The sequence below is a fragment of the Variovorax atrisoli 110B genome (assembly GCF_000382045.1).
In the GTDB taxonomy this organism is placed as follows: Bacteria; Pseudomonadota; Gammaproteobacteria; order Burkholderiales; family Burkholderiaceae_C; genus Variovorax; species Variovorax atrisoli.
In genome coordinates this window covers 1,500,713-1,524,061 of record NZ_KB907450.1, presented here as the reverse complement: position 1 = coordinate 1,524,061, position 23,349 = coordinate 1,500,713, and the positions used below count along the sequence as shown (strand labels likewise).

25 protein-coding genes and 1 tRNA gene are annotated in these 23,349 nt (G+C 65.9%); 17 read left to right on the top strand and 9 right to left on the bottom strand.

Translation table 11 applies throughout. The annotated features are described in order from the left end of the window. Positions 1-47 precede the first annotated feature (47 nt). Positions 48-716: a TetR/AcrR family transcriptional regulator gene (locus G369_RS0107260; RefSeq protein ID WP_019653323.1), complete on the bottom strand. Its 669-nt coding sequence runs from the start codon at positions 714-716 to the stop codon at positions 48-50. Between the two features lie 95 nt (positions 717-811). Here G369_RS0107260 and G369_RS0107255 point away from each other — a divergent pair, with 95 nt between their 5' ends. Beyond that, positions 812-2,533: a thiamine pyrophosphate-binding protein gene (locus tag G369_RS0107255; RefSeq protein WP_019653322.1), complete on the top strand. Its 1,722-nt coding sequence runs from the start codon at positions 812-814 to the stop codon at positions 2,531-2,533. On the opposite strand, the gene G369_RS0107250 is transcribed toward G369_RS0107255, so the two are convergent. Beyond that, the gene (locus G369_RS0107250) at positions 2,502-2,792 is read right to left on the bottom strand and encodes a hypothetical protein (protein ID WP_019653321.1); all 291 of its coding nucleotides are present in this window, start codon (positions 2,790-2,792) and stop codon (positions 2,502-2,504) included. The genes G369_RS0107255 and G369_RS0107250 overlap by 32 nt on opposite strands. Before the next feature lie 103 nt (positions 2,793-2,895). Here G369_RS0107250 and G369_RS0107245 point away from each other — a divergent pair, with 103 nt between their 5' ends. Then, a complete protein-coding gene (locus G369_RS0107245) occupies positions 2,896-3,675 on the top strand; it encodes an AraC family transcriptional regulator (RefSeq protein ID WP_019653320.1) in 780 nt (259 codons plus the stop codon). Positions 3,676-3,715: 40 nt separating this feature from the next. On the opposite strand, the gene G369_RS0107240 is transcribed toward G369_RS0107245, so the two are convergent. Together G369_RS0107240 and G369_RS0107235 are read right to left on the bottom strand one after the other, a co-directional pair. Continuing rightward, entirely contained in the window at positions 3,716-4,156 is a 441-nt protein-coding gene (locus G369_RS0107240; RefSeq protein WP_019653319.1) for an SWIB/MDM2 domain-containing protein, read from the bottom strand. A 155-nt stretch (positions 4,157-4,311) separates the two neighbouring features. Beyond that, positions 4,312-5,247 carry a DMT family transporter gene (locus G369_RS0107235; protein WP_019653318.1) on the bottom strand — a complete coding sequence of 312 codons (936 nt, stop codon included), beginning with the start codon at positions 5,245-5,247 and terminating at the stop codon, positions 4,312-4,314. 43 nt (positions 5,248-5,290) lie between these two features. On the opposite strand from G369_RS0107235, the gene G369_RS0107230 reads away from it, so the two are divergent. Both G369_RS0107230 and aceA read left to right on the top strand, forming a co-directional pair. Then, a complete protein-coding gene (locus tag G369_RS0107230; RefSeq protein ID WP_019653317.1) occupies positions 5,291-5,704 on the top strand; it encodes a gamma-glutamylcyclotransferase family protein in 414 nt (137 codons plus the stop codon). A gap of 206 nt (positions 5,705-5,910) precedes the next feature. Next, positions 5,911-7,242 (top strand): isocitrate lyase, encoded by a 1,332-nt coding sequence (aceA, locus tag G369_RS0107225; RefSeq protein WP_019653316.1) that lies wholly within the window; start codon positions 5,911-5,913, stop codon positions 7,240-7,242. A 92-nt stretch (positions 7,243-7,334) separates the two neighbouring features. On the opposite strand, the gene G369_RS0107220 is transcribed toward aceA, so the two are convergent. Further along, a complete protein-coding gene (locus G369_RS0107220; RefSeq protein WP_019653315.1) occupies positions 7,335-8,297 on the bottom strand; it encodes a GlxA family transcriptional regulator in 963 nt (320 codons plus the stop codon). 115 nt (positions 8,298-8,412) lie between these two features. Here G369_RS0107220 and G369_RS0107215 point away from each other — a divergent pair, with 115 nt between their 5' ends. The 11 genes from G369_RS0107215 to G369_RS0107160 all read left to right on the top strand — a co-directional run bounded on the left by G369_RS0107215 (position 8,413) and on the right by G369_RS0107160 (position 17,595). Further along, complete coding sequence (locus G369_RS0107215) at positions 8,413-8,724, top strand: putative quinol monooxygenase (RefSeq protein WP_019653314.1); 312 nt, start codon at positions 8,413-8,415, stop codon at positions 8,722-8,724. A 220-nt stretch (positions 8,725-8,944) separates the two neighbouring features. Then, a complete protein-coding gene (thrS, locus tag G369_RS0107210; RefSeq protein WP_019653313.1) occupies positions 8,945-10,852 on the top strand; it encodes a threonine--tRNA ligase in 1,908 nt (635 codons plus the stop codon). Positions 10,853-10,953: 101 nt separating this feature from the next. Continuing rightward, the gene (gene infC / locus G369_RS0107205) at positions 10,954-11,580 is read left to right on the top strand and encodes a translation initiation factor IF-3 (protein ID WP_080647805.1); all 627 of its coding nucleotides are present in this window, start codon (positions 10,954-10,956) and stop codon (positions 11,578-11,580) included. Positions 11,581-11,744: 164 nt separating this feature from the next. Continuing rightward, positions 11,745-11,948, top strand: a complete 204-nt coding sequence (gene rpmI, locus G369_RS0107200; RefSeq protein ID WP_007832497.1) for a 50S ribosomal protein L35 — start codon at positions 11,745-11,747, stop codon at positions 11,946-11,948. 24 nt (positions 11,949-11,972) lie between these two features. Next, positions 11,973-12,332, top strand: a complete 360-nt coding sequence (gene rplT / locus G369_RS0107195) for a 50S ribosomal protein L20 (RefSeq protein ID WP_007832499.1) — start codon at positions 11,973-11,975, stop codon at positions 12,330-12,332. Between the two features lie 113 nt (positions 12,333-12,445). Beyond that, the gene (gene pheS, locus G369_RS0107190) at positions 12,446-13,522 is read left to right on the top strand and encodes a phenylalanine--tRNA ligase subunit alpha (protein ID WP_019653311.1); all 1,077 of its coding nucleotides are present in this window, start codon (positions 12,446-12,448) and stop codon (positions 13,520-13,522) included. Between the two features lie 39 nt (positions 13,523-13,561). Further along, positions 13,562-16,003: a phenylalanine--tRNA ligase subunit beta gene (gene pheT / locus G369_RS0107185; protein WP_019653310.1), complete on the top strand. Its 2,442-nt coding sequence runs from the start codon at positions 13,562-13,564 to the stop codon at positions 16,001-16,003. A gap of 5 nt (positions 16,004-16,008) precedes the next feature. Beyond that, positions 16,009-16,380: an integration host factor subunit alpha gene (locus G369_RS0107180; RefSeq protein ID WP_019653309.1), complete on the top strand. Its 372-nt coding sequence runs from the start codon at positions 16,009-16,011 to the stop codon at positions 16,378-16,380. A 65-nt stretch (positions 16,381-16,445) separates the two neighbouring features. After that, complete coding sequence (locus tag G369_RS0107175) at positions 16,446-16,904, top strand: MerR family transcriptional regulator (RefSeq protein ID WP_019653308.1); 459 nt, start codon at positions 16,446-16,448, stop codon at positions 16,902-16,904. 26 nt (positions 16,905-16,930) lie between these two features. Next, positions 16,931-17,007: transfer RNA gene (locus G369_RS0107170), tRNA-Pro, on the top strand. A 321-nt stretch (positions 17,008-17,328) separates the two neighbouring features. Beyond that, the gene (locus tag G369_RS0107160; protein ID WP_019653306.1) at positions 17,329-17,595 is read left to right on the top strand and encodes a hypothetical protein; all 267 of its coding nucleotides are present in this window, start codon (positions 17,329-17,331) and stop codon (positions 17,593-17,595) included. A gap of 207 nt (positions 17,596-17,802) precedes the next feature. Here the strand turns inward: G369_RS0107160 and G369_RS0107155 are convergent, their stop codons facing one another. Together G369_RS0107155 and G369_RS0107150 are read right to left on the bottom strand one after the other, a co-directional pair. After that, entirely contained in the window at positions 17,803-19,596 is a 1,794-nt protein-coding gene (locus tag G369_RS0107155) for a cytochrome c biogenesis protein DipZ (protein ID WP_019653305.1), read from the bottom strand. Between the two features lie 151 nt (positions 19,597-19,747). Next, the gene (locus G369_RS0107150; RefSeq protein ID WP_019653304.1) at positions 19,748-21,130 is read right to left on the bottom strand and encodes an ATP-binding protein; all 1,383 of its coding nucleotides are present in this window, start codon (positions 21,128-21,130) and stop codon (positions 19,748-19,750) included. A gap of 249 nt (positions 21,131-21,379) precedes the next feature. Between G369_RS0107150 and G369_RS0107145 the strand changes: the two genes are divergently transcribed. Together G369_RS0107145 and G369_RS0107140 are read left to right on the top strand one after the other, a co-directional pair. Next, a complete protein-coding gene (locus G369_RS0107145; RefSeq protein ID WP_019653303.1) occupies positions 21,380-22,123 on the top strand; it encodes a response regulator in 744 nt (247 codons plus the stop codon). A gap of 29 nt (positions 22,124-22,152) precedes the next feature. Next, positions 22,153-22,410, top strand: coding sequence for a putative hemolysin (locus G369_RS0107140; protein WP_019653302.1), 258 nt, complete (start codon positions 22,153-22,155; stop codon positions 22,408-22,410). A 19-nt stretch (positions 22,411-22,429) separates the two neighbouring features. Here G369_RS0107140 and G369_RS39700 read toward each other — a convergent pair whose 3' ends face one another. Both G369_RS39700 and G369_RS0107130 read right to left on the bottom strand, forming a co-directional pair. Then, positions 22,430-22,561: a hypothetical protein gene (locus tag G369_RS39700; RefSeq protein WP_020722977.1), complete on the bottom strand. Its 132-nt coding sequence runs from the start codon at positions 22,559-22,561 to the stop codon at positions 22,430-22,432. Positions 22,562-22,736: 175 nt separating this feature from the next. After that, positions 22,737-23,306 (bottom strand): thioredoxin family protein, encoded by a 570-nt coding sequence (locus tag G369_RS0107130; protein ID WP_019653300.1) that lies wholly within the window; start codon positions 23,304-23,306, stop codon positions 22,737-22,739. Positions 23,307-23,349: the final 43 nt, after the last annotated feature.

Below are 23,349 nucleotides of genomic sequence, written 5' to 3'. Positions count from 1 at the left end.
CCCCGGAGGGGGTTGGCGTAGCGCACGAAGTGCGCGAAGCCTGGGGGCTATTTCAGTACGTAGCCAAGGACCAGGTCGGTCATGTGCGAGAGGCGTTGCGCCATCGCCTTGGGCGCACGCAGGTCGCGGCCGAAGATGGCCGATAGCGTGTGGTTGTTCGAGAGGTAGAAGTAGCAGAGCGAGGCGATGGAGATGTAGAGCTGCACCGGGTCCACGCCCGCGCGGAACAGGTCGTCGCGCCGGCCGCGTTCCAGTACGGTGTCGAGCAACTGCACCAGCGGCGAGTTCATCTCCTGGATGCGGTCGGAGCGCTTCAGGTGGGCCGCGCAGTGCAGGTTCTCGCTGTTGAGCAGCGTGATGAACTCGGGGTGCTCGAGATAGTAGTTCCAGGTGAACGACACCAGCTGGCGGATGGCCTCCACGGGATCGATCTCTTCGAGGTGCAGGCGCTGTTCCGCTTCGCGGATGTCCGCATAGACGCGCTCCAGCACGGCAAGGAACAGGTCGTCCTTGCTGCCGAAGTAGTAGTAGATGAGGCGCTTGTTGAGGCCCGCGCGCTCGGCGATGCTGTCCATGCGCGCGCCTGCGAGGCCGCGCGCGGAGAACTCGTCGCGCGCCGAGGCGAGGATGGCCAGCTGCGACCTGTCCGCGTCGCGCGAGCGTGGTTCGATCGCTTCGATCGCGATGTCGGGCGTGGGGTCCTTGGGGGCCTTCATGGCGCGAATTTAACCATTTGGGGAATTAACGCAAGGCGTCCAAAGCGGGCGCACATAATTGCCGAAGACATTTGCAGCTGAGGTTCCTACTTCCCATGAGTACATCACAACCCGCAGGCCACCTGATCGTGGAATGCCTCGTAGAGCAAGGCATGGAGATCGCATTCGGCGTGCCTGGCGAGAGCTTCCTGGCAGTGCTCGACGGCTTCCACGCCTACCGCGACCGCACGCGCTTCGTCGTCAACCGGCAGGAGGGCGGCGCCGCCTTCATGGCCGAGGCGCACGGCAAGCTCACCGGGCGGCCGGGCGTGTGCTTCGTCACCCGCGGGCCGGGCGCGACCAATGCGTCGATCGGCGTGCACAACGCCTTCCAGGACTCCACGCCGATGGTGCTTTTCGTGGGCGACGTCGGCAGCGACTTCCGCGACCGCGAGGCCTTCCAGGAAGTCGACTACGCCAGCTTCTTCGGCCCGAGCACCAAGGGCTTCGCCAAGCGCGTGGAGCGCATCGACGACGCGAACCGCATTCCCGAGTACATCGCACGTGCCTTCGCCACCGCGATGAACGGCCGTCCGGGACCGGTGGTGCTGGTGCTTCCGGAAGACATGCTGCGCAGCGAGACCACCGCGCGTCCGCTGGCGCGCGTGGAGGCGGTGGAGCCCTGGAGCGATCCGGGCGCGCTGCGCACCCTGCGCGAGCTGCTGCTGAAGTCGCAGCGCCCGCTGGTGATCGCCGGCGGCGGCGGCTGGACGGCGCAGGCCGCGCAGGCGCTGCAGCGCTTCGCCGAGAACTGGCGCCTGCCGGTGGCGAATGCGTTCCGCTTCCAGGACACCTTCGACAATCACCATCCGCAGTACGCGGGAGATGTCGGCATCGCCATCAACCCGAAGCTCGCCCAGCGCGTGAAGGACGCCGACCTGATCCTGGCCATCGGCCCGCGCCTTGGCGAGATGACCACCAGCGGCTACACGCTGCTCGAGGCACCCAAGGCGAAGCAGACGCTGGTGCACATCCACGCGAGTGCCGAGGAGCTCAACCGCGTCTACCAGGCCGACCTGGCGATCAACGCCGGCATGAGCGCCGCTGCGCGCAGCCTGGAGGTGCTGAGCGCACCGCCGACGCTGCCGTGGGAAGAATGGACGCTTCAGGCCCATGCCGACTACGAAGCCAACCTCGTGCCCCAGGCTTTGACGGGCATGCCCGCCGAGACGCCGCGGGGTTCGGTCGACATGGCGCAAGTGGTCGCGCTGCTGCAGAAGCATCTGCCCGCGGACGCGGCAATCACCAACGGCGCGGGCAACTTCGCGAGCTGGGTGCACCGCTACTTCCGCTACCACGGCCTGGCCAAGGGCGCGAAGACGCAGCTGGCGCCGACCAGCGGGGCGATGGGCTACGGCGTGCCGGCTGGCATCGCGGCCAACCTGGCGACGGGGCGCGTGGCCTTCACCATCGCGGGGGATGGCGATTTCCTGATGACCGGGCAAGAGCTGGCGACGGCTTCGCAGCACGGCGGCAAGAGCATCATCGTGCTGCTCAACAACGGCATGTTCGGCACGATCCGCATGCACCAGGAGCGTGAGTATCCCGAGCGCACCAGCGGCACGGCGCTGCGCAACCCCGACTTCTGCGGTCTCGCGCGCGCCTATGGGTACGCGGCCGAGCGGGTGACGGAGACGGCGCAGTTCGAGGCGGCGCTGCTGCGCGCGCTGGAGGCCGACACCGGCACGCTGATCGAGATTCCGCTCGACCCCGAGGTCATCACCACGCGCGGCACGCTGTCGTCGATCACGCGCTCGGCGAAACAGGCGAAGGGCTGAGCGCGGCGCGATGGCGGGCCACCTCCGCGCGCAGGAACGGCGAGCGCAGCTCGAACACGTCGAACAGGCCGAGCGCGTCGAGGGTGGGGATCAGCGAGGCGAAGTCGTCCTCTGCGGCCTGCCTGTCGGGCGGGGACGTGCCGGCGTCTTCGAGGATGCGCGCGTTGGCAAGGAAGGCGGCGACCGATCCCTTGCGCAGTGCGCGGCCGTTGATGGTGGTGAAGTCTTCGCCGTCGGGGAGTACGTCCTGGGCTTTCATGGAGACTGTTCCTTGGTTGGAGTTGAGAGGGTTTCGATGCTAGGCAGCACCGCTCCTTCGGGCTTGCGGAGCGGGGCCAATCGATACCTCCGGCGGGCCACCCATGGCTGAACGGACGCCGGCGACGCTGTGGATCACCGCCTACGAGGCGCCGCGCGTCACCGGCTACCACTCGCACGACACCGGGCAGCTGTTCGCCTTGCGGGAGGGGCTGCAGGTCATCGAGACGCCGTCGGGGCGCTGGGTGCAGCCGCCGGGGTGGATCGGCTGGATCGCGCCGCGCTGCGCCCATGCGGCGCAGACCTTCGGCGCCACCGCGGGCTGGAGCCTGCACATCGATGCAACGACGGCACAGGCGCTGCCGGGTGTGCCGCACGTGTTCGCGGCGACGCCGCTGGTGCGTGCGCTGGTGGATCGGCTGACGGGCATGGACGCATCCGATCCCCTGCTGGAGCCCCGCCGAGGGCGTCTGGTGGGTGTGCTGATCGACGAACTCGCGGCGGGCGACAGGCCATCCCTCCATCTGCCGATGCCGCAGGACAGCCGGCTGGCAGCCATGGCTGCCGCGTTGGCCGACGACCCGGCGCTGCCGGACGGCATCGACCGATGGGCCGATCGCATCGGCATGGCCCGAAGGACGCTCACGCGCCGATTCGCTGCCGAGACGGGACTGAGCTTCGCGCTGTGGCGCCAGCAGGCGCGGCTGCTCAAGGCTGTGGAACTGCTGAGCCTGCAGGAGAGTGTCACCGCGGTCGCGCTGACGGTGGGCTACAGCTCCGTCAGTGCCTTCATCGAGGCTTTCCGAAAGCATTTCGGCTCGACGCCGGCGCGTTTCTTCGAGGAGGGCGGGGCAATGCTGCAGGCGAAAAAAAAGCCCGCGTGAAGCGGGCTTTCTGATTCAGGAGCGCGAGGCCCCCGAGGGCTTACTTGACGTGCTTGCCGATCAGCGCTGCCAGTTCGAACATCGACACTTGCGGCTTGCCGAAGATTTCCTTCAGTTTGGCGTCGGCGTTGATGTTGCGCTTGTTGGCCTTGTCCTGAAGGTTGTTCTTCTTGATGTAGTCCCACAGCTTGCTCACGACAGCGGTGCGCGGCAGCGGCGTGGAGCCGACCACGGCGGCCAGTGCCGGGCTGGGGGTCAGTGCCTTCATGAACGCAGCGTTGGGCGTGCGCTTCTTGGCGGGAGCGGCCTTCTTCGCGGGGGCCTTCTTGGCGGGAGCCGCCTTCTTCGCCGGTGCGGCCTTCTTCGCAGGAGCCGCCTTCTTGGCCGGAGCGGCCTTCTTCGCCGGAGCCGCAGCCTTCTTTGCAGGAGCGGCCTTCTTTGCCGGAGCTTTCTTGGCCGGAGCCTTCTTTGCAGTTGCCATGGTTGATTTCCTTTTTTGGTTGAACACTCACCAATGAAAAACTTGCGTCTCCAGTGGCATTGCGGATGCTAAAGGAGAAAAAACGCGTTTCCAAGGGAAAAAGCGCTTTTTTCATTGGGAGCTGTTGTTTTTTCAGAGGGGAGAAGCCCCGTTTTTCACGTCCGGCGCCCGGGCCACGTTGCGAGCACCACGCCGATGAGCGCGACGACGAACGCAACCAGCTGTGGGGAAGAGAGGCTTTCGCCCAGCACGAGCACGCCCACGAGGGCGGCGCTCACGGGCAGCAGCACGGTGAAAACACCCGCTTGTGCCGCTGGTACGTTGCGAAGTCCGGTCATCCAGAGCCACACCGTCCAGATGCTCGCGGCCAGCGCGTAGGCCACGAGCAGCGCCCAGGTACCGAAGCGCACCGCGGCGAAGTCGAACTGAAGCGCGAGCCAGATGCCGAAGGGCATCGACAGCATGAATCCCCAGAGGTTGATGAGCGATGCGATGCGCTTGGGCCCGAGGCGCCCGGTGAGCGACTTGCCGATCACCGCGTAGGCCGTCTCGCAGAGCACCGCGCAGAAGACGAGCAGGTTGCCGAGCCAGGGCATCGACGTCGATGCCGATGAGTCGGCGCTGGAGGCCGGTGCATGCGATGCCGCCGGCGACAGCGCCAGCAGCCCGATGCCGAGCGCCGCGCAGGCGATGGCCAGGCCGATGCGTAAGGTGATCCGCTCGCGCAGGAAGAGCCAGCTCGCGACCGCGACGCACGCCGGGATCGACGCCATGATCACGCCCGCCGACACCGCGCTCGTCAGGCTCACGCCGAAGAGCATGCAGATCGAGAACAGGAAGTTGCCGAGGAAGGACTCGAGGAACACCAGCCAGCGCGTGCGCGTGGTCATCGGTGGTTCGTCGGGCGAGCGCCTGAGCCAGTGCGGCATGGCCAGCGCCGCGATGCCGAAGCGCAGCCAGGCGAGCAGCAGCACCGGAAAGGCGGCGACGAGGGGCTTGGAGAGGGCGACGTAGCCGCCGACGAGCGACATGCTCAGGGCCAGGCAGCCATAGGCCACCAGGCGGCCTGATGCGGGTGCAGCGGAGTTCAATAGACTGGACGACGTGTTGTTGTGAAGGAAGGATGCGCTTTCGATGATGCCCCACGTTTTTGTCTACGGCACGCTGCGCCGCGGCGGACGCAACGACATCGCGCGCTACCGGCCCGAGCCGAGGTTCATCGGCGAGGCGAGCATCGCCGGCACGCTGTTCGATCTCGGCGCCTATCCGGGCGTCGTGCTCGGCGGTGCGCAGCGGGTGAAGGGCGAGGTCTACGCCATCGAGCCCGCGGTGGAAACGGCGCTCGACATGCTGGAGGAGGTGGCAGACGACGACTCCGGCGAGTACATCAAGCGGCAGGTGCGCGTGGAGGTGAACGGGCAGTGGTTCGAATGCCTGGTCTACGAGATCCACCCGACGCGCATCGCCGGGCTCGAGGTGATCGAAAGCGGCGACTGGATCGCCCATGCAGCGCGCGGCGCTGCCTCGTTTTCACAACCGAAAGATTGATTGCGCATTGCGGAATGGGTGGCTGCTGCGCCGCAATATTTTTTCTCGATATGGGAAAAATGATTCTGCATTGAGAAATATCGCGCTAACTAGTTGATTTTATTGACGCAAAAATATGTCTTCTATAAGACATAAGAGTCTGGGGCGGAGTTACAGTAACTCCACGGCCGCAGCGCCAACCTTTCAATCAACCTCACGGAGTGACCATGCCCCAGACCCTCACAGAACAACTGAGCCGCGAACAGCAGATCGCCGCACTCGAGAAAGAATGGGCCACCGACCCCCGCTGGAAGGGCGTCAAGCGCGGCTACAGCGCGGCCGACGTCGTGCGCCTGCGCGGTTCGTTCCCCATCGAGCACACGTTGGCCAAGCGCGGCGCCGAGAAGCTCTGGGACAAGATCAACGGCGGCGCCAAGAAGGGCTACGTGAACGCCTTCGGCGCGATCTCCGCCGGCCAGGCGATGCAGCAGGCCAAGGCCGGCCTCGAGGCCGTGTACCTGTCGGGCTGGCAGGTTGCCGCCGACGGCAACACCTCCGAGACGATGTACCCCGACCAGTCGCTGTACGCGTACGACTCGGTGCCGACGATGGTCCGTCGCATCAACAACACCTTCCGCCGTGCCGATGAGATCCAGTGGGGCCGCGGCATCAACCCGGGCGACAAGGAGTTCATCGACTACTTCCTGCCCATCGTGGCCGACGCGGAAGCCGGCTTCGGCGGCGTGCTCAACGCCTTCGAACTGATGAAGAACATGATCACCGCCGGTGCCGCTGGCGTGCACTTCGAAGACCAGCTGGCCGCCGTGAAGAAGTGCGGCCACATGGGCGGCAAGGTGCTCGTGCCGACGCAGGAAGCCTGCGAGAAGCTGATTGCCGCACGCTTCGCCGCCGACGTGCTCGGCGTGCCGACCATCGTGCTGGCCCGCACCGACGCCGAAGCCGCGAACCTGATCACCTCCGACCACGATGCCAACGACAAGCCGTTCCTGACCGGCGAGCGCACGCAGGAAGGCTTCTTCCGCGTCAAGAACGGCCTGGAGCAGGCCATCAGCCGCGGCGTGGCCTACGCTCCCTACGCCGACCTGGTGTGGTGCGAGACCGGCGTGCCGGACATCGGCTTCGCCCGCGAATTCGCGCAGGCCGTGCACGCCGCCTGCCCGGGCAAGCTGCTGTCGTACAACTGCTCGCCTTCCTTCAACTGGAAGAAGAACCTCGACGACAAGCAGATCGCCTCGTTCCAGGAAGACCTGTCGGCGCTGGGCTACAAGTACCAGTTCATCACGCTGGCCGGCATCCACGTCAACTGGTTCAACACCTTCCAGTTCGCCCATGCATACGCTCGCGGCGAAGGCATGAAGCACTACGTGAACATGGTCCAGGAACCCGAGTTCGCCGCACGCGACAAGGGCTACACCTTCGTGTCGCACCAGCAGGAAGTGGGTGCGGGTTACTTCGACGACGTGACCACCGTGATCCAGGGCGGTTCGTCGAGCGTGAAGGCGCTGTCGGGCTCGACCGAGGAAGAACAGTTCCACTGATCGGTCGATCGATCCTCGCCGGATCGATCTCTGACAGGCAGGTATTCGCTGTCACCTTCAGCCCGGCCGTGCGCCGGGCTTTTTTGCGCCCGTCAGATCTCGAGGCGTACCTCGCGCACGCCGCGCCCCAGTCGCTGGCGCAGCAGGGTACGCAGCGTGACGCCATCGGCGTAGCCCACCATGCCGGCGATCTGCTCGAGGCTCCTGTCGCTGGTCTTGAGCAGGTGCACCGCGCGCTCCACGCGTAGATCCTGCACGTAGGAGAGCGGGCTCTTGCCCAGGACCTGCTGCATGCGCCGGGCCAGCGTGCGCTTGCTGGTTCCCGCGGCCTGCGCGGCCTCGTCGAGCGAGAAGCCATGGGCCAGCCGGCCGCGTGCCCAGTGTTCGAAGCGCTCCACCAGCGGGTCTGAATGCGAGAGGTGGTCGGAGATTACGTAGGCCGATTGCGACGGCCGCGGATCGACGATCAGGTAGCGCGCGACCAGCGTGGCGAGTTCGGGGCTTGCCTGGCGGACGATCCACAGCGCCAGATCGACATGACTCAACGCCGCGCCGGCCGTGATCAGGTGGCCGGAATTGACCAGCATGCGCGAGTCCTCGAGCTGCACGCTGGGATAGCGCTGGCGAAACAGGGTGGCGAGCCACCAGGTCGTGGTCGCGTTGTGGTGATCGAGCACGCCCGATTCGGCGAGCACGAAGGTGCCGATGCAGGCGGCGGCCACGCCGGCGTTCCTGTCCGAGCGCTCCCGCAACGCGATGCAGGCGTCGCGTACGTCGGCACGCTGCAGGGCGGGCTCCAGCGTCTCGGGCATCTTGCAGCCCAGCGCGGGAACGATCAGCCAGTCTGCAGTGCCGGTACCGAGTGCGCGAGCCACTGGCACGGAAAGACCTTGCGAGGTCCGCACGCGTTTGCGCACGCCTGTCACGGTGACCTCGAACGGGGCTGCGTCAGGCTGCAGCATGGCCGCGAGCTCGTTGGCAGTGGTGAACACGTCGAGCACCGTGGACAGGCCGGTGTCGAATACGCCGTCGAGGGCGAGTACTTCGAGCTTCATGGCAATAACGATATCAAAGATGTCAAAAATGCCAATAGCTCTAAAGGTGAGGGCCGCCTAGAGTCGGTGCCGACGCCGCGCAATCTCGCGCGCCGTTCAACGCAGGAGATGACCCATGATCAAGTACGCACTGTTCGCCCGGCTCGAAGCCAAGCCGGGAAAGGAAAGCGATGTCGAGAAGTTCCTTGAGGCCGGTCTTGCGATGGCGCGCGACGAGAAAACCACACCGATCTGGTTTGCGCTGCGCCTGTCGCCGAGTACCTTCGGCATATTCGATGCATTCGAGAGCGACGCCGCACGCCAGGCTCACCTGGCCGGTCCGATCGCCCAGGCGCTGATGGCGAAAGCGGCCGAACTGTTTGCCGGGCCGCCGTCGATCGAGCCTATCGACGTGCTGGGCCTCAAGAACGCCGCGCCTGCATCCTGAAGCGGGCAAAGGCTAGAATCGCCGCCTCTGCACTCAACAAGAGCGAGAAAGGCATCTTGGTTATGACACCGCGAACTACCCCGCAAGGATTCAGCGGCTTTTTCTTCACCGAAGGAAAAGGCCGGTAGCCCGCGCTCGCTGGTTTTCGCCAGCTACACAACCAAGCAAAGCGCGGTCATCCACCGCGCTTTTTTGTTTTTCTCCCCGAGGTTTTCCCAAAATGATCCAGATCACGCTCCCCGACAACTCGCGCCGCGAGTTCCCCGGCCCGGTTTCGGTGGCCGAAGTCGCCCAGTCCATCGGTCCCGGCCTGGCCAAGATGACGGTGGCCGGCAAGGTCGACGGCAGGCTCGTCGATGCAAGCGACGTCATCGACCATGACGCGAAGCTGCAGATCATCACGCCCAAGGACGAAGAGGGCCTGGAAATCATCCGCCACTCGACGGCGCACCTGGTCGGTCACGCGGTGAAGCAGCTCTACCCGACGGCCAAGATGGTGATCGGGCCCGTGATCGACGAGGGCTTCTACTACGACATCGCCTACGAGCGCCCGTTCACGCCCGAGGACATGGCCGCCATCGAGGCGCGCATGCGCGAGCTGATCGCGCAGGACTACGACGTGATCAAGAAGATGACGCCGCGCGCCGAGGTCATCGAGGTCTTCAAGTCGCGCGGCGAGGACTACAAGCTGCGCCTGGTCGAAGACATGCCCGACGAGCAGGCCATGGGCCTTTACTACCACCAGGAATACGTCGACATGTGCCGCGGCCCGCACGTGCCGAACACGCGCTTCCTGAAGGTCTTCAAGCTCACGAAGCTGGCCGGCGCCTACTGGCGCGGCGATGCCAAGAACGAGCAGCTGCAGCGCATCTACGGCACGGCCTGGGCCGACAAGAAGCAGCTCGACCAGTACATCCAGCGCATCGAGGAGGCCGAGAAGCGCGATCACCGCCGGCTGGGCAAGGAACTCGACCTGTTCCACATCGACGAAGTGGCGCCGGGCGTGGTGTTCTGGCACCCGAAGGGCTGGGCGATCTGGCAGGCGGTCGAGCAGTACATGCGCGGCATCTACCGCGACACGGGCTATTGGGAAGTGAAGGGCCCGCAGATCCTCGACAAGAGCCTTTGGGAGAAGACGGGCCACTGGCAGAACTACCGCGAGAACATGTTCACGACGGAATCGGAAAAGCGCGACTACGCGCTCAAGCCGATGAACTGCCCGGGCCACGTGCTCATCTTCAAGAGCGACCTGCGCAGCTACCGCGACCTGCCGCTGCGTTACGGCGAATTCGGCCAGTGCCATCGCAACGAGCCCAGCGGCGCGCTGCACGGCATCATGCGCGTGCGCGGCTTCACGCAGGACGACGGCCACATCTTCTGCACGGAAGACCAGATCCTCGACGAATGCATCGCCTATACGGCGCAGCTGCAGAAGGTCTACGCTGACTTCGGCTTCACGGACATCCTCTACAAGGTCGCGACGCGTCCCGAGAACCGCGTCGGCTCCGACGAGCTGTGGGACAAGGCCGAGCACGCGGTGATGGAATCGCTGCGCCGTTCGGGCGTCGACTTCGTCATCGCACCCGGCGACGGTGCCTTCTACGGCCCGAAGATCGAGTACACGCTGCGCGACGCGATCGGCCGCCAGTGGCAGTGCGGCACGATGCAGGTCGACTTCAACACGGCCGAGCGCCTTGGCGGCGAGTACGTGACGGAATCCAGCGGCCGCGCGCACCCCGTGATGCTGCACCGCGCGATCGTCGGCAGCCTTGAGCGCTTCATCGGCATGCTGATCGAACACCACTCCGGCGCGATGCCCGCGTGGCTCGCTCCGGTGCAGGTGGCGGTGCTGAATATCAGCGAAGGGCAGGCCGATTACGCCTCGCAAGTTGCGAAAACGCTGCAAAATCAAGGGCTTAGGGTCCAGCTCGACCTGCACAACGAAAAGATTACGTATAAAATACGGAAGCATTCGTTGCAAAAGCTCCCTTACATCGTTGTCGTAGGCGACAAGGAAAAGGAAGCAGGTGCCGTCGCAGTGCGCGCCCGGGGCAATCAAGACCTCGGTGCAATGTCCCTCGAATCGTTCGTTCAACGGCTCGTTCAGGATGTTGCCGACAAGCGTTGATTTGTCTTCGGAAAACCCCATATGTTTCCCTGCCAAATCGTGCCGCTTGTCCGCGAGAGCTGAGCGGCTTTCGCTACAGATTTTGTAGCAAATTTTGAAGGATCCTGACCATCGCTACTGCATTCCGCGACCGCCGCCACCGCGAGGAACGCCAACACCGCCTGAACCGGGAAATCATGGCCCCGGAAGTCCGCCTGATCGGCCCGGATAACGAGCAATTGGGTGTCGTGAGTCTTGCAGAGGCTCTACGCCTTGCCGGTGAGCAGGACGTGGACCTGGTGGAGGTCGTCGCCGCGGCCAATCCGCCCGTGTGCCGCCTGATCGAGTACGGCAAGTTCAAGTACCACGAGCAGAAGAAGGCGGCCGAGGCGAAGTCGAAGCAGAAGGTCATCGAGGTCAAGGAAATCAAGTTCCGGCCCGGTACCGACGATGGCGACTACAACATCAAGATGCGCAACATCCGGCGCTTCCTTGATGAGGGCGACAAGTGCAAGATCACGCTGCGCTTCCGCGGCCGCGAGATCACGCACCAGGAGCTCGGTCTGGCCCTGCTGCAGCGCATCCGCGACGAGCTGGGCGACTCGATCATCGTCGAGCAGTTCCCGAAGCTGGAAGGCCGGCAGATGATCATGATGATCGCGCCGGGCCGCAAGAAGCCCGGCGGCGGTGGACAGAAGCCGGCGACCGACGCCGGTGCCGCTCCGGCGGCGACTCCCGCAGCGGCCTGACTGGCCGGGGCTGGAGTCGAAGCAGAGAGGTTTTGAAGGGATTTCGCCTTTGCCCGCATTTCGAAAGAAATGCAGGCAGGGGCGGGATGAAGAAGTGTCTCGGGGCCAACAAGTCCGTGGAGCATCCATGGCGCCTCACGAGCACAAACTAAAGGAGCATTCACATGCCCAAAATGAAGACCAAGAGCAGCGCGAAAAAGCGTTTCCGCGTTCGTCCCGGTGGCACCGTCAAGCGCGGTCAAGCCTTCAAGCGTCACATCCTGACCAAGAAGACCACCAAGAACAAGCGTCACCTGCGTGGTGCAGTCGCAGTGCATGAAACCAACATGGTTTCTGTCGCCGCCATGCTGCCCGGCCGTGGCATCTAACTCAGACGAACAAGGAGTACACACATGCCTCGCGTCAAACGTGGTGTAACGGCTCGCGCCCGCCACAAGAAAGTTCTCGCACTCGCCAAGGGTTTCCGCGGTCGCCGCGGCAATGTCTTCCGCGTCGCCAAACAGGCGGTGATGAAGGCAGGCCAATACGCCTACCGTGACCGCCGTACCAAGAAGCGCGTGTTCCGTCAGCTGTGGATCGCGCGTATCAACGCCGCCTCGCGTGAACTGGGCCTGACCTACAGCCAGTTCGCCAACGGCATCCGCAAGGCCGGTATCGAGATCGACCGCAAGATGCTTGCGGACATCGCCGTGCACGACAAGGCCGCTTTTGCCGGCATCGTGGAGCAGGTCAAGGCCAAGCTGGCTGCTTGATTCTGCACAGCAGGAGTGCCGCTCCAGGGCGGCTTCCTGCGCCCACGGCTCAAGGGCTGGCGCTTGAAAAGGCTCCAGCTCTTTTTTATTTCCCCTCGAAGATTTTTGTTGCTATGAACGAGTTGGACTCCCTGGTCGACACCGCACGTGCCGCCTTCGCCGAAGCGAAGACACCCGCCGAGCTCGAAAACGCCAAGGCCCAGTTCCTTGGCAAGTCGGGCCGCATCACCGAGCTGATGAAGGGCATGGCCGCGCTGAGTGTCGAAGAGAAGAAGTCCCGCGGCGCCGCCATCAATGTCGCCAAGCAAGCCATCGAAGCCGCGCTGACCGACCGTCGCCAGCAACTGGCCGACGAGGAGCTTTCGCTGCAACTGCGTGCCGAGTCCCTGGACGTGACCCTGCCCGGCCGCCGCCGTATTTCGGGCGGACTGCACCCTGTGAGCCGCACCCTGGAGCGCATCGAGGAAATCTTCTCCAGCATGGGCTTCGACGTGGCCGACGGCCCCGAGATCGAGAGCGACTGGCACAGCTTCACCTCGCTCAACAACCCGCCGAACCATCCTGCGCGCTCGATGCAGGACACCTTCTACGTCGACCTGAACGGCGACGACGGCATCCCCTACAACCTGCGCCCGCACACCAGCCCGATGCAGGTGCGCTATGCGCATCAGCACATCAAGAAGTACGCAGCCGAGTTCGCTGCTGCCGCTGCCGACACCACAGGCACCGTGAAGGCGCCCGAAATCCGCGTGATCGCGCCCGGCCGCACCTACCGCGTCGACAGCGACGCCACCCATTCGCCGATGTTCCACCAGTGCGAAGGCCTGTGGCTCGGCGAGAACGTGAGCTTCAAGGACCTGAAGGTCGTCTTCACCGACTTCTGCCGCACCTTCTTCGAGCGCGACGACCTTGTGCTGCGCTTCCGCCCGAGCTTCTTCCCGTTCACCGAGCCGAGCGCCGAGATCGACATCCAGTTCGCGAGCGGCCCGCTGGCCGGCCGCTGGCTCGAGGTGTCGGGTTCGGGCCAGGTGCACCCGAACGTGGTGCGCAACATGGGCCTCGACCCCGAGCGCTACATCGGCTTCGCCTTCGGCATGGGCCCCGACCGGCTCACGATGCTGCGCTACGGCGTGAACGACCTGCGCCTCTTCTTCGACGGCGACCTGCGTTTTCTCTCGCAGTTCCAGTAAGCACCCCATCACAGAAAAAACCAGATCGAGATCGAAGAGATGCAATTCCCGGAATCCTGGCTGCGCGAGTTCTGCAACCCGCCCATCGACAGCGCCGCACTGGCCGAAACGCTCACCATGGGCGGTTTCGAGGTGGAAGAGCGCCGACCGGTGGCGCCGCCTTTCACGCGCATCGTGGTCGGCGAAATCAAGGAAGCGGTGCAGCACCCGAATGCCGATCGCCTGCGCGTGTGCCAGGTCGATGCGGGGCAGGGCGCTCTGCTGAACATCGTTTGCGGCGCGCCGAATGCGCGCGTCGGCATCAAGGTGCCGTGCGCGCTGGTCGGCGCCGAACTGCCCCCGGGTGAGGACGGCAAGCCCTTCCTCATCAAGCTCGGCAAGCTGCGTGGCGTGGAAAGCCAGGGCATGCTGTGCTCGGCGCGCGAACTGCAGCTGAGCGAAGACCACGGCGGCCTGCTCGAGCTCGACGCCGATGCCCCCATCGGCGCCGACGTGCGCGAGGTGCTCAAGCTCGACGACATGCTGCTCACGCTGAAGCTCACGCCCAACCTGGCGCACGGCCTCAGCGTCTACGGCGTGGCGCGCGAACTGTCCGCGCTCACGGGCGCGCCGCTCAAGACGCCCGACATCGCGCCGGTCGCCACCTCGTTCGCCGATGTGCTGCCGGTGAAGGTCGAGGCGCCCGAGCTCTGCGGCCGCTTCTCGGGCCGCATCATGCGCGGCGTGAACACCAAGGTCGCGACGCCCGCCTGGATGGTCGAGCGCCTTGCGCGCTGCGGCCAGCGCAGCGTGACGCCGCTGGTCGACATCTCGAACTACGTGATGTTCGAGTACGGCCAGCCCAGCCACATCTTCGACCTCGACAAGATCCATGGCGGCCTCACGGTGCGCTGGGGCAAGCCGGGCGAGCAGCTGAAGCTTCTCAATGGCAACACGATCACCGTCGACGACAAGGTCGGCGTGATCGCCGACGATCGCGAGGTCGAGTCGCTCGCCGGCATCATGGGCGGCGACGCCACCTCGGTGTCCGACGACACGCGCAACATCTACGTCGAAGCTGCCTTCTGGTGGCCTGAGGCAGTGCAGGGCCGTTCGCGTCGATTCAACTTCTCGACCGACGCCGGCCACCGCTACGAGCGCGGCGTCGATCCGAGCCGCACCGTCCAGATCATCGAGCGCATCACTCAGCTGATCACCGAGATCTGCGGTGGCCAGGCCGGCCGTATGGACGACCAGACGTTGAGCGTGCCCGAGGCCGTGCCCGTCACGCTGCGCGTGGCGCGTGCATCGCGCGTGATCGGCATGCCGCTGACGCAGGCCCAGTGCGCCGAAGCGCTGAGCCGCCTCGGTTTCGCGATCACCGATGGCGATGGCACGCTGACCGTGACCCCGCCGCCGCACCGCTTCGACCTGCTGATCGAGGAAGACCTGATCGAGGAAGTCGCGCGCCTGATCGGCTTCAACAACCTGCCGACCACCGCGCCGCTCGCGCCCATCACCGCGCGCGTGCGTCCCGAGGCGCAACGCAGCCGCTTCGCGGTTCGCCGCAGCATCGCCGCGCTGGGCTACCAGGAAACGATCAACTTCAGCTTCGTCGAGGCGCACTGGGAGCAGGACCTGGCTGGCAACGCCAACCCGGTGAAGCTGCTGAATCCCATCGCCAGCCAGATGAGCGTGATGCGCTCCTCGCTGATGGGGTCGCTGCTGCAGGTGCTCAAGTTCAACCTCGACCGCAAGGCGCCGCGCGTTCGCGTGTTCGAGCTCGGCCGCGTGTTCATGCGCGACGACAGCGTCGTCACGACCGACAGCACTGTGCGCGGCGTGAACCAGCCGATGCGCGTGGCGGGCCTCGCCTGGGGCGATGCCGACGAGGCGCGCTGGGACGGCAAGCCGCAACGCATCGATTTCTACGACGTGAAGGGCGATGTCGAGGCGCTGCTCGCGCCGCTGGAGCCCGTCTTCGAGGCGGCCGAGCATCCGGCGCTGCACCCGGGCCGCTCTGCGCGCGTGCTGGTCGACGGCAAGGCCATTGGCTTCGTCGGCGAGCTGCACCCGCGCTGGCGCCAGAAGTGGGACTTCTCGCAGGCGCCCGTGCTGTTCGAACTCGATCTCGACGCCGTCACTGCGCGCCTCGTGCCGGTGGCGCAGCCGGTGCCCAAGCACCAGGCCGTCGAGCGCGACATCGCGGTCGTGGTGGCCGAGGCCGTCACGCACGACGCACTGATGCAGACCATCCGCTCCACCGCGGCTGCCAAGGGCCTGCTGCGCGACGCGACGCTGTTCGACATCTATCGTCCGCAGCCGCTGCGCGAGGGTGCGGTGGCTGCGCCGGGGGCACTGTCGCAGGGCGAGAAGAGCATGGCGGTGCGCCTGAGCTTCCAGAGCGACAGCGCCACCCTGACGGACGAGCAGGTCGAGCCGGCCGTCCGCGCGATCGTCGAACAACTGGGCGCCAAACTCGGCGGCCGCTTGAGGGGATGATGAGAATGAACGCTGCCGAATTCACGCTCGAGGCTCTCGAAACGCCTGCGCTCACCAAGGCGCATCTCGCCGACCTGCTCTTCGAGCAGATCGGCCTGAACAAGCGTGAGTCCAAGGACATGGTCGAGGCCTTCTTCGAGCTCGTGGCCAACAGCCTCATCGAAGGCACGGACGTGAAGATCTCGGGCTTCGGCAACTTCCAGATCCGCGTGAAGGCGCCCCGGCCGGGGCGCAATCCGCGCACCGGCGAGGCGATTCCGATCGGCGAGCGGCGCGTCGCGACCTTCCATGCGAGCGCCAAGCTCAAGGAACAGATCCACGGAAGCATCGACCAGGGCAGTACCTCCGAAGTCGAATGGAGCCTCGGCTCCGAATAAGTGCTTGGTGCTGCGCGGCTGCGTGGAGTAATCTCTGAGGTTTCCCGCGCACAGTCTTGATTTCAATGGAGAAAACGCTCCCTCCGATTCCCGTCAAACGCTACTTCACCATCGGTGAGGTCGGCGAGCTGTGTGGCGTCAAGCCGCACGTGCTGCGTTATTGGGAGCAGGAGTTCACGCAGCTGCGCCCGATGAAGCGGCGCGGCAACCGCCGCTACTACCAGCACCACGAGGTGCTCATGATCCGCCGCATCCGTGACTTGCTCTATGACCAGGGCTTCACGATCAGCGGCGCGCGCAACAAGCTGCAGGAACTCGTGCAGGGCGAGCGCGACCGCCGCAAGGCGGGCGAAGTGCCGCTCGAAGGCGTGGAGGCCATCGAGATCGACCAGGAGGAATTCGACGCCGCCATCGTCGAGGATTCGTCCGCGTCTGCGGTCGTGCAGACGGCCGATCTGTCGCAGCTTCTGCACCTTCGGCGCGAACTATTTGAAATTCGTGAGCTGCTGACCGTCGGACGCTGAATTTCCAAGGCTATAATCGAGAGCTTCGGTGTGTGGCGCAGCCTGGTAGCGCACTTGCATGGGGTGCAAGGGGTCGAAGGTTCGAATCCTTTCACACCGACCAAAGTCAGTAGATGGAACAACGGCTTACGCTCAAAAGGCGTAAGCCGTTTTTCTTTGGGCCGCGGTGCTTGCCGTGCCTTCGGTTCAGCACTAAAAAAAAGCTCACCCGAGGGTGAGCTGAAGGACCCCGTTCTCGCATGGGGTCGGAGGGAGGAGCCCGCCGGAGGGAGGCGGGCGAATCGATGATCGCGGCCAATCTGGGAGACATCGAGGACGAGTTCTCGATTTCGGGGCGCTCGCACATCGATTCCGAAGAAATGCGGATACCCCGGAATTAGTTCCTTTGTTTGCTGTGCCTTCGCGCCTATCCTTCGCGCCCAACATGAATGCCGCACAGCAACTGCAACTCCTCGTCGACCTGCCCGATGGCTGGTCCAGCCGCATCGATATCAAGCGCACCACCAGCGGCCGCTATGCGGGCGTTGCCGAACTGAACCTGCGCGGTCTCAAGTACGGCGTACTGGTCTTCATGCAGCAGCCCACGCTGGAAGCGGCGCTGCAGCGCGTGCGGCTGCGGGCCAGCCAGTTCGCGCGAGAGAGGCTCGGTCCGCTCGACGTGGCTTCGGCGAGCCTGGCAAGGTTGGGCTGATCCACCTCGCCGCCGCGCGAGGGTTGGAGTTGGCTATCCCGCGGATGAGGATTGCCAACCCACGAAGTGCTCCTTCTGCGGCACCATCAGGTGTCGATACCCGAACAAGGAGCACGCCATGAAAGCATTCAGAAAACTCGTCGGCGGCGCGATCTCCGTCGCTGGCGCCGTGGTGCTTGTCGCCCAGCATCTGTAGGCGACCGCCGGTCAACCGAAGGTGAACGCGTAGGCCTGCGCGCCCGCGTCCAGGAATTCGATCTCGAAGAGGCGATCCTTCTCGTTCGCCGTCTGGCGCACCAGCTGATAGAGGCGCTGCCCGTCGATGACGCCGTTGCCCTGCGCATCGGTATCGGTGCCATGGTCGCCGAGCGGCGGCGCGCCGTCGATCCGCACCCTGAAGCGCACCGGCTTCCCATCGGCCGCGGGCCCTAGCACCAGATGCAGGTCGCGTGCATGGAAGCGATAGGCAATGCGCCCGTTGGGCTGCACCAGCACTGCGCGCTCGCCTTCCACCTTCCATTCGCCCCCCAGCGTCCATTGGTTGGTGCGTAGCGATGAAACACCGGCGTAGACCCGCGCGCGGTCGTTCGAGATGCCGCCGGGCGATGCGAAGTTGCGCGCCTGCTCGTAGCCCAGGTAGGTCTCGCCCGAGAGGGCAGGCTCCGCGGCTGCCGCAGCCTGCGTGCCCTTGCCCTCAGGCGAGACCATCCCCGCCGATGCGACGGGCCGTCCGGCCTCCGCCAGCAGTTGCTGGATGGCCTGCTCCGACTTCGCGTACTGCCCCTCGCCGAACTGGTGATGCCTGATGCGCCCCTGCGCATCGACGAGATAGAAGGCCGGCCAGTACTGGTTGCCGAAGGCGCGCCAGATCGCGTAGTCGCTGTCGACGGCCACCGGGAAACCGATATCCAGATCCTTCGTCGCCCGGCGCACGTTGGCCGACTGCTTCTCGAACGCGAACTCCGGCGTGTGCACGCCCACCACCACGAGGCCCGCGTCCTTGTACTTCTCGGCCCAGGCGCGAACGTAGGGCAGGGTGCGCAGGCAGTTGATGCAGGAGTAGGTCCAGAAGTCGACCAGCACCACCTTGCCGCGCAGGCTCTCGGGCGTGAGCGGGGGCGAGTTGATCCATTCGGTGGCGCCCGCGAGCGAGGGAAGCATGCCTTCGTCGGGCAGCGTCAGCGCAGGCTTCTTCGGTTCGGGCTGCGTCGACGCGAGCATCAGGCCGCCGGGGTCGACGGAGGCCTGCGGCGCGGACGAAGGCTGCTGCGATGGCATCGGCATGTCGATCTTCTCCACCAGCGCCTTCTCCAGCGCCGAGGTCGTGCCGATCGAGAGCTGGGCGAGCAGCCCCGTGTCGAGACCCGACGCGATCGCACCCACCCCCGCGAGCACCGCCACGCCGGCCACGCGCCGCATCCATTCACCCGCGTGCAGCGAGCCCTTCATCGCCGAGAACACCCGCCCGCCGAAGAGCAGCGCAGCCGCGAGCGACGTGCACGCACCCGCCGCATAGGCCAGCAGCAGCAGCGAAGTGCCTACGCTCGCACCGTTGAGCGCGGCACCCGTCAGGATCAGCCCGAGGATCGGGCCTGCGCAGGGCGCCCAGAGGAATCCGGTGCCGATGCCCAGCAGCAGCGGCGAGAGCACCGACGACGCCTTCGCGTCCGCAGCCGGCCCGGACAGCCGCAGCCCGAGCGCCACCAGAGGGCGGGTCAGGCGGTCGGCCACCGAAGGAAAGAGCAGCGTCACGCCGAACAGCGCCAGCAGCGCGATCGCCGCGCCGCGCCCGTACTCGTTGAGCGTCACGACCCAGCCGCCGCCCACCGCCGCCAGCGTGGCGACGGCCGAGAACGCCAGGGCCATGCCCAGCAGCATCGGCAGGCCGTGCGAGCGGAAAGGCCGGTCGGCGCGCGCGAACACGAAGGGGAGCACGGGCAGGATGCACGGGCTCAGGATGGTGAGGACGCCACCCAGGTAGGCAACGATGAGGAGGAGCATGGTCGGGTCCGGTCGGTGTGATGTTGTGGGTGAATGAAAGCGAAGGCAAGCCAAGACAGCGGAATGCAGGGCGAGCGGAGCCCTCGCGGTCTCGCCCGGCGAGCCGCATCCCTGTCGGTGCTGGTGTGGATGGCGCTGGCCGCGCGGCGGCTCAGTCCTCGTGCGTCGCGTCGCGGGTGTTCATGGTCAGCCGGGCTTCGAGCCCGCCTCCGTCACGGTTTCGCAGCGTGAGCTCCGCGCCCATCGCTGTCGCCAGTTGCTGCGCGATGGCCAGGCCGAGGCCGGTACCGCCGGTGTTGCGGTTGCGCGAGCCCTCGACGCGGTAGAAGGGTTTGAGCACGTTCTCCAGCTGGTCTGGCGGAATGCCGGGGCCGTTGTCGACCACCGCCAGCGTCAGCCGGTGGCCGGCGTCGGCCTGCACCTGCAGCCGCACTTCGGTGCCGAACTTCAGCGCGTTGTCGATCAGGTTGGTCAGGATGCGCCTCAGCGCGTTCGGCCGCGTCACCATGGGCTCGCCGACGCGGCCTTCGAGCAGCACCTGCTGGCCCGCGTCCTCGTAGTCGGCCACCATGCTCTCGAACAGCGCGTCGGCGTCGATGCGGCGAGGCGGCTCGGTGGCACCGTGCAGGGTGCGCGCGTAAGTCACGCCCTCGCGCACGAGCGTGTGCATCGCGTCGAGGTCCTGCCGGAACTTGTCGCGGTCATGGCCGTCGTCCATCAGATCGGTGCGCAGCCGCATGCGGGTGATGGGGGTCTGCAGGTCGTGCGAGATGGCCGCGAGGATCTCCACCCGCTCGGCCATGTAGCCGGCGATGCGCTTCTGCATCGCGTTGAAGGCGCGCGCCGCGTGCTGCACCTCGGTCGGACCTTCCTCGGCCAGCTGCCGGCCCTTCAGATCGGGGCCGAGGTCGTCGGCCGCGTCGGCCAGCTGCGCCAGCGGCCGCGTGACCAGCCGCACCGCATACCAGGCGCACACCGCCAGCACCAACAGCTGCACCCACAGCAGCCACATCACCCAGCTCGAGACCGGCATGTCCACCCGCCGCGCATGCACCACCACCGAAGAGCCGTCGGACAGCCGCACCTGGATCTGCAGGCCCTGCGGTGGATTGCTCACCTGGCCGACCTTGACGATCTCGAAGGGGCGCATCGCGTCGGTGATGGCCTTGGCGAACTGCTGCGACAGCGGCGTGTCGGGCGGTATGCCTTCGGCGCTGCCGCCCAGCACGAAATGGTAGTTGCGCCGCTCCAGCCGCGCGAGCCAGTCTTGGCGCTCGGCGGCGGGCAGCCGGTCGAGGATGGCGACCGAGCTGGCGATGTCGCGTTCGATGCCGATCATCATCAGCTCGCGCATCGCGATGCCGCGCTCGTAGCCGATGGCGATGAAGGTCAGCAGCTGCGCGATGGCCAGCCCGACGACGATGATCAGCGTCACCCGCGAGAACAGCGAGCGCGGCAGCAGACGGCGCAGGCCCGTGGGCGCGGGGGAGGCCGGGGCGATGTCGGCGGGAAGGCTGTCGGCGGATGTAGGCATGGGCAGGTTTATAGACCCGCCCGCATCCTGGAGCGGCCCGCTTTGTATTCCAGTGTGTTGGGCAGCGCGGGCCGACATACAACATTACCCGTTCACCCCGGCCTGCCAGCCGTCCCGGGCGCGCGCCGGGCAACATAGTGTGGCCGCCGTGTCCGCGAGATACACGGAAATACAAAACGGCCCGATCCGGCCCCCGCCCGGGCTACATTGCGCCTACCCCTCGCGCCACAGGCGAATCACAGCACAGCCATGAACATTGCCAAGAGCTCCGACCACATCCTCATCGTCGACGACGACCGGGAGATCCGCGAACTGCTCTCCACCTACCTGGTCAAGAACGGCCTGCGCGTGGTGACGGTGCCCACGGGGCGGCACATGCGCGCGGCGCTGGAGGAGTCGGGGCCCTTCGATCTCATCATCCTCGACCTGATGCTGCCCGGCGAAGACGGACTCACGCTGTGCCGCGACCTGCGCACTGGAAAATACAAGGCGACGCCCATCCTCATGCTCACCGCGCGCAGCGAGGAGGCGGACCGCATCCTGGGCCTGGAGATGGGCGCCGACGACTACCTGGCCAAGCCCTTCTCCGCACGCGAGCTGCTGGCGCGCATCCGCTCGGTGCTGCGCCGCACGCGCATGCTGCCGCCGAACATGCGCTCCACGGAGTCGGCCTCGAAGCTGGCCTTCGGCGACTGGCAGGTCGACACCACCGCGCGCAACCTGATCGACGACAGCGGCGTGATGGTGGCGCTCAGCGGCGCGGAGTACCGGCTGCTGATGGTGTTCCTCGACCATCCCCAGAAGGTGCTGAGCCGCGACCAGCTGCTGAGCCTCACCCAGGGCCGCGAGGCCGAGCTCTTCGAGCGCTCCATCGACCTGCTGGTGAGCCGCCTGCGCCAGCGCCTGCGCGACGATGCGCGCGAGCCGCGCTACATCAAGACGGTGCGCAGCGAGGGCTACGTCTTCTCGTCGGCCGTCGAGGCGCTGGATTGAGCCTGGGGCCGCGGGCCTACACTCGCGGAATGATCAAGCCACTGTTCTTCCCGGCGGGCGCGCTTCTCTCGCTTCTACTGGTCGCTGCGTGTGCCCAGCCCGAGCCGCCCCGGCCCGCGCCGCCGCCGGTCGGCATGGCGAATCCGGCTTCGGTCTACTGCAACAGCCTCGGGGGCAAGACGCTCATGCGGTCGAACGACAAGGGGCAGTACGGCATCTGCCAGCTTCCGGATGGTCGGCAGATCGAGGAATGGGAGCTCTACCGCCGCGATCATCCGGCGAAGTAGCGCTGTAGCAGCCTCGCTTCTACGGTTCGGGCGAGCGCAGGCGCTGGCCGTCTTCGCGCCTGGACGAGATGCACTGGCAGCTCACGGGGTTGCGTACTTCATGTGCGACGCCGCCTGCGAAGAAGAGCAGGGCGAGCCAGAGTTTCTTCATTTGTTTTGCTTCCTGCGGTTCGTGGGTGTTCGTGTCCGGGGCACGGACGCTGCGCTCATCGATCACGACGATGGGTTGCCTTGCGCAGCGAAGTACAGGAGGAGGCCGAAGGCGGGGGGACATTCGTGGAGCAAGGTACCCCGTCGGCGTGATCGCGCCCTGGGCGACAACCGCTTCAGGTACCCGAAGGCGCAGGCTCGGCCAGCAGCGCCTGGATCTTCTTCTCGGTCGTGCCGTAGCTGCCCTCGCCGAAGTGCGAGTAGACGATCTTCCCCTGCTTGTCGATCAGGTACACGGCGGGCCAGTACTGGTTCCGGAATGCCTTCCAGGTGCCGTAGCCGTTGTCCTGCGCCACGGCGTGCTTGATCTGCAGGCGTTCGATGGCGTCCTTCACGTTCTTCGTCGACTTCTCGAACGCGAACTCCGGCGTGTGCACGCCGACCACCACCAGGCCCTTGTCCTTGTACTTCTGGTTCCAGTCCTTCACGTAGGGAAGGTGGTTCAGGCAGTTGATGCAGGTGTAGGTCCAGAAGTCGACCAGCACCACCTTGCCGCGCAGTTCGCTCAGCTTGAGCGGCTGCGAGTTGAGCCAGGTGTCGATGTTCTGGAATTCGGGCGCCGCGACGGCTTCCGAAGCAGGGATGTCACCGCCGAACGGCGAGGGCGCGGCGAAGGTCAGCGTGAGCGCGGCCGCCGAGGCGGCGATGGCGACTGCGAAGTAGAGGGCGGAAGAGCGAAAGCGCATGGCGGTTCCTTCGGAAGAGTGACGGACGTTCGTCTATGAACGA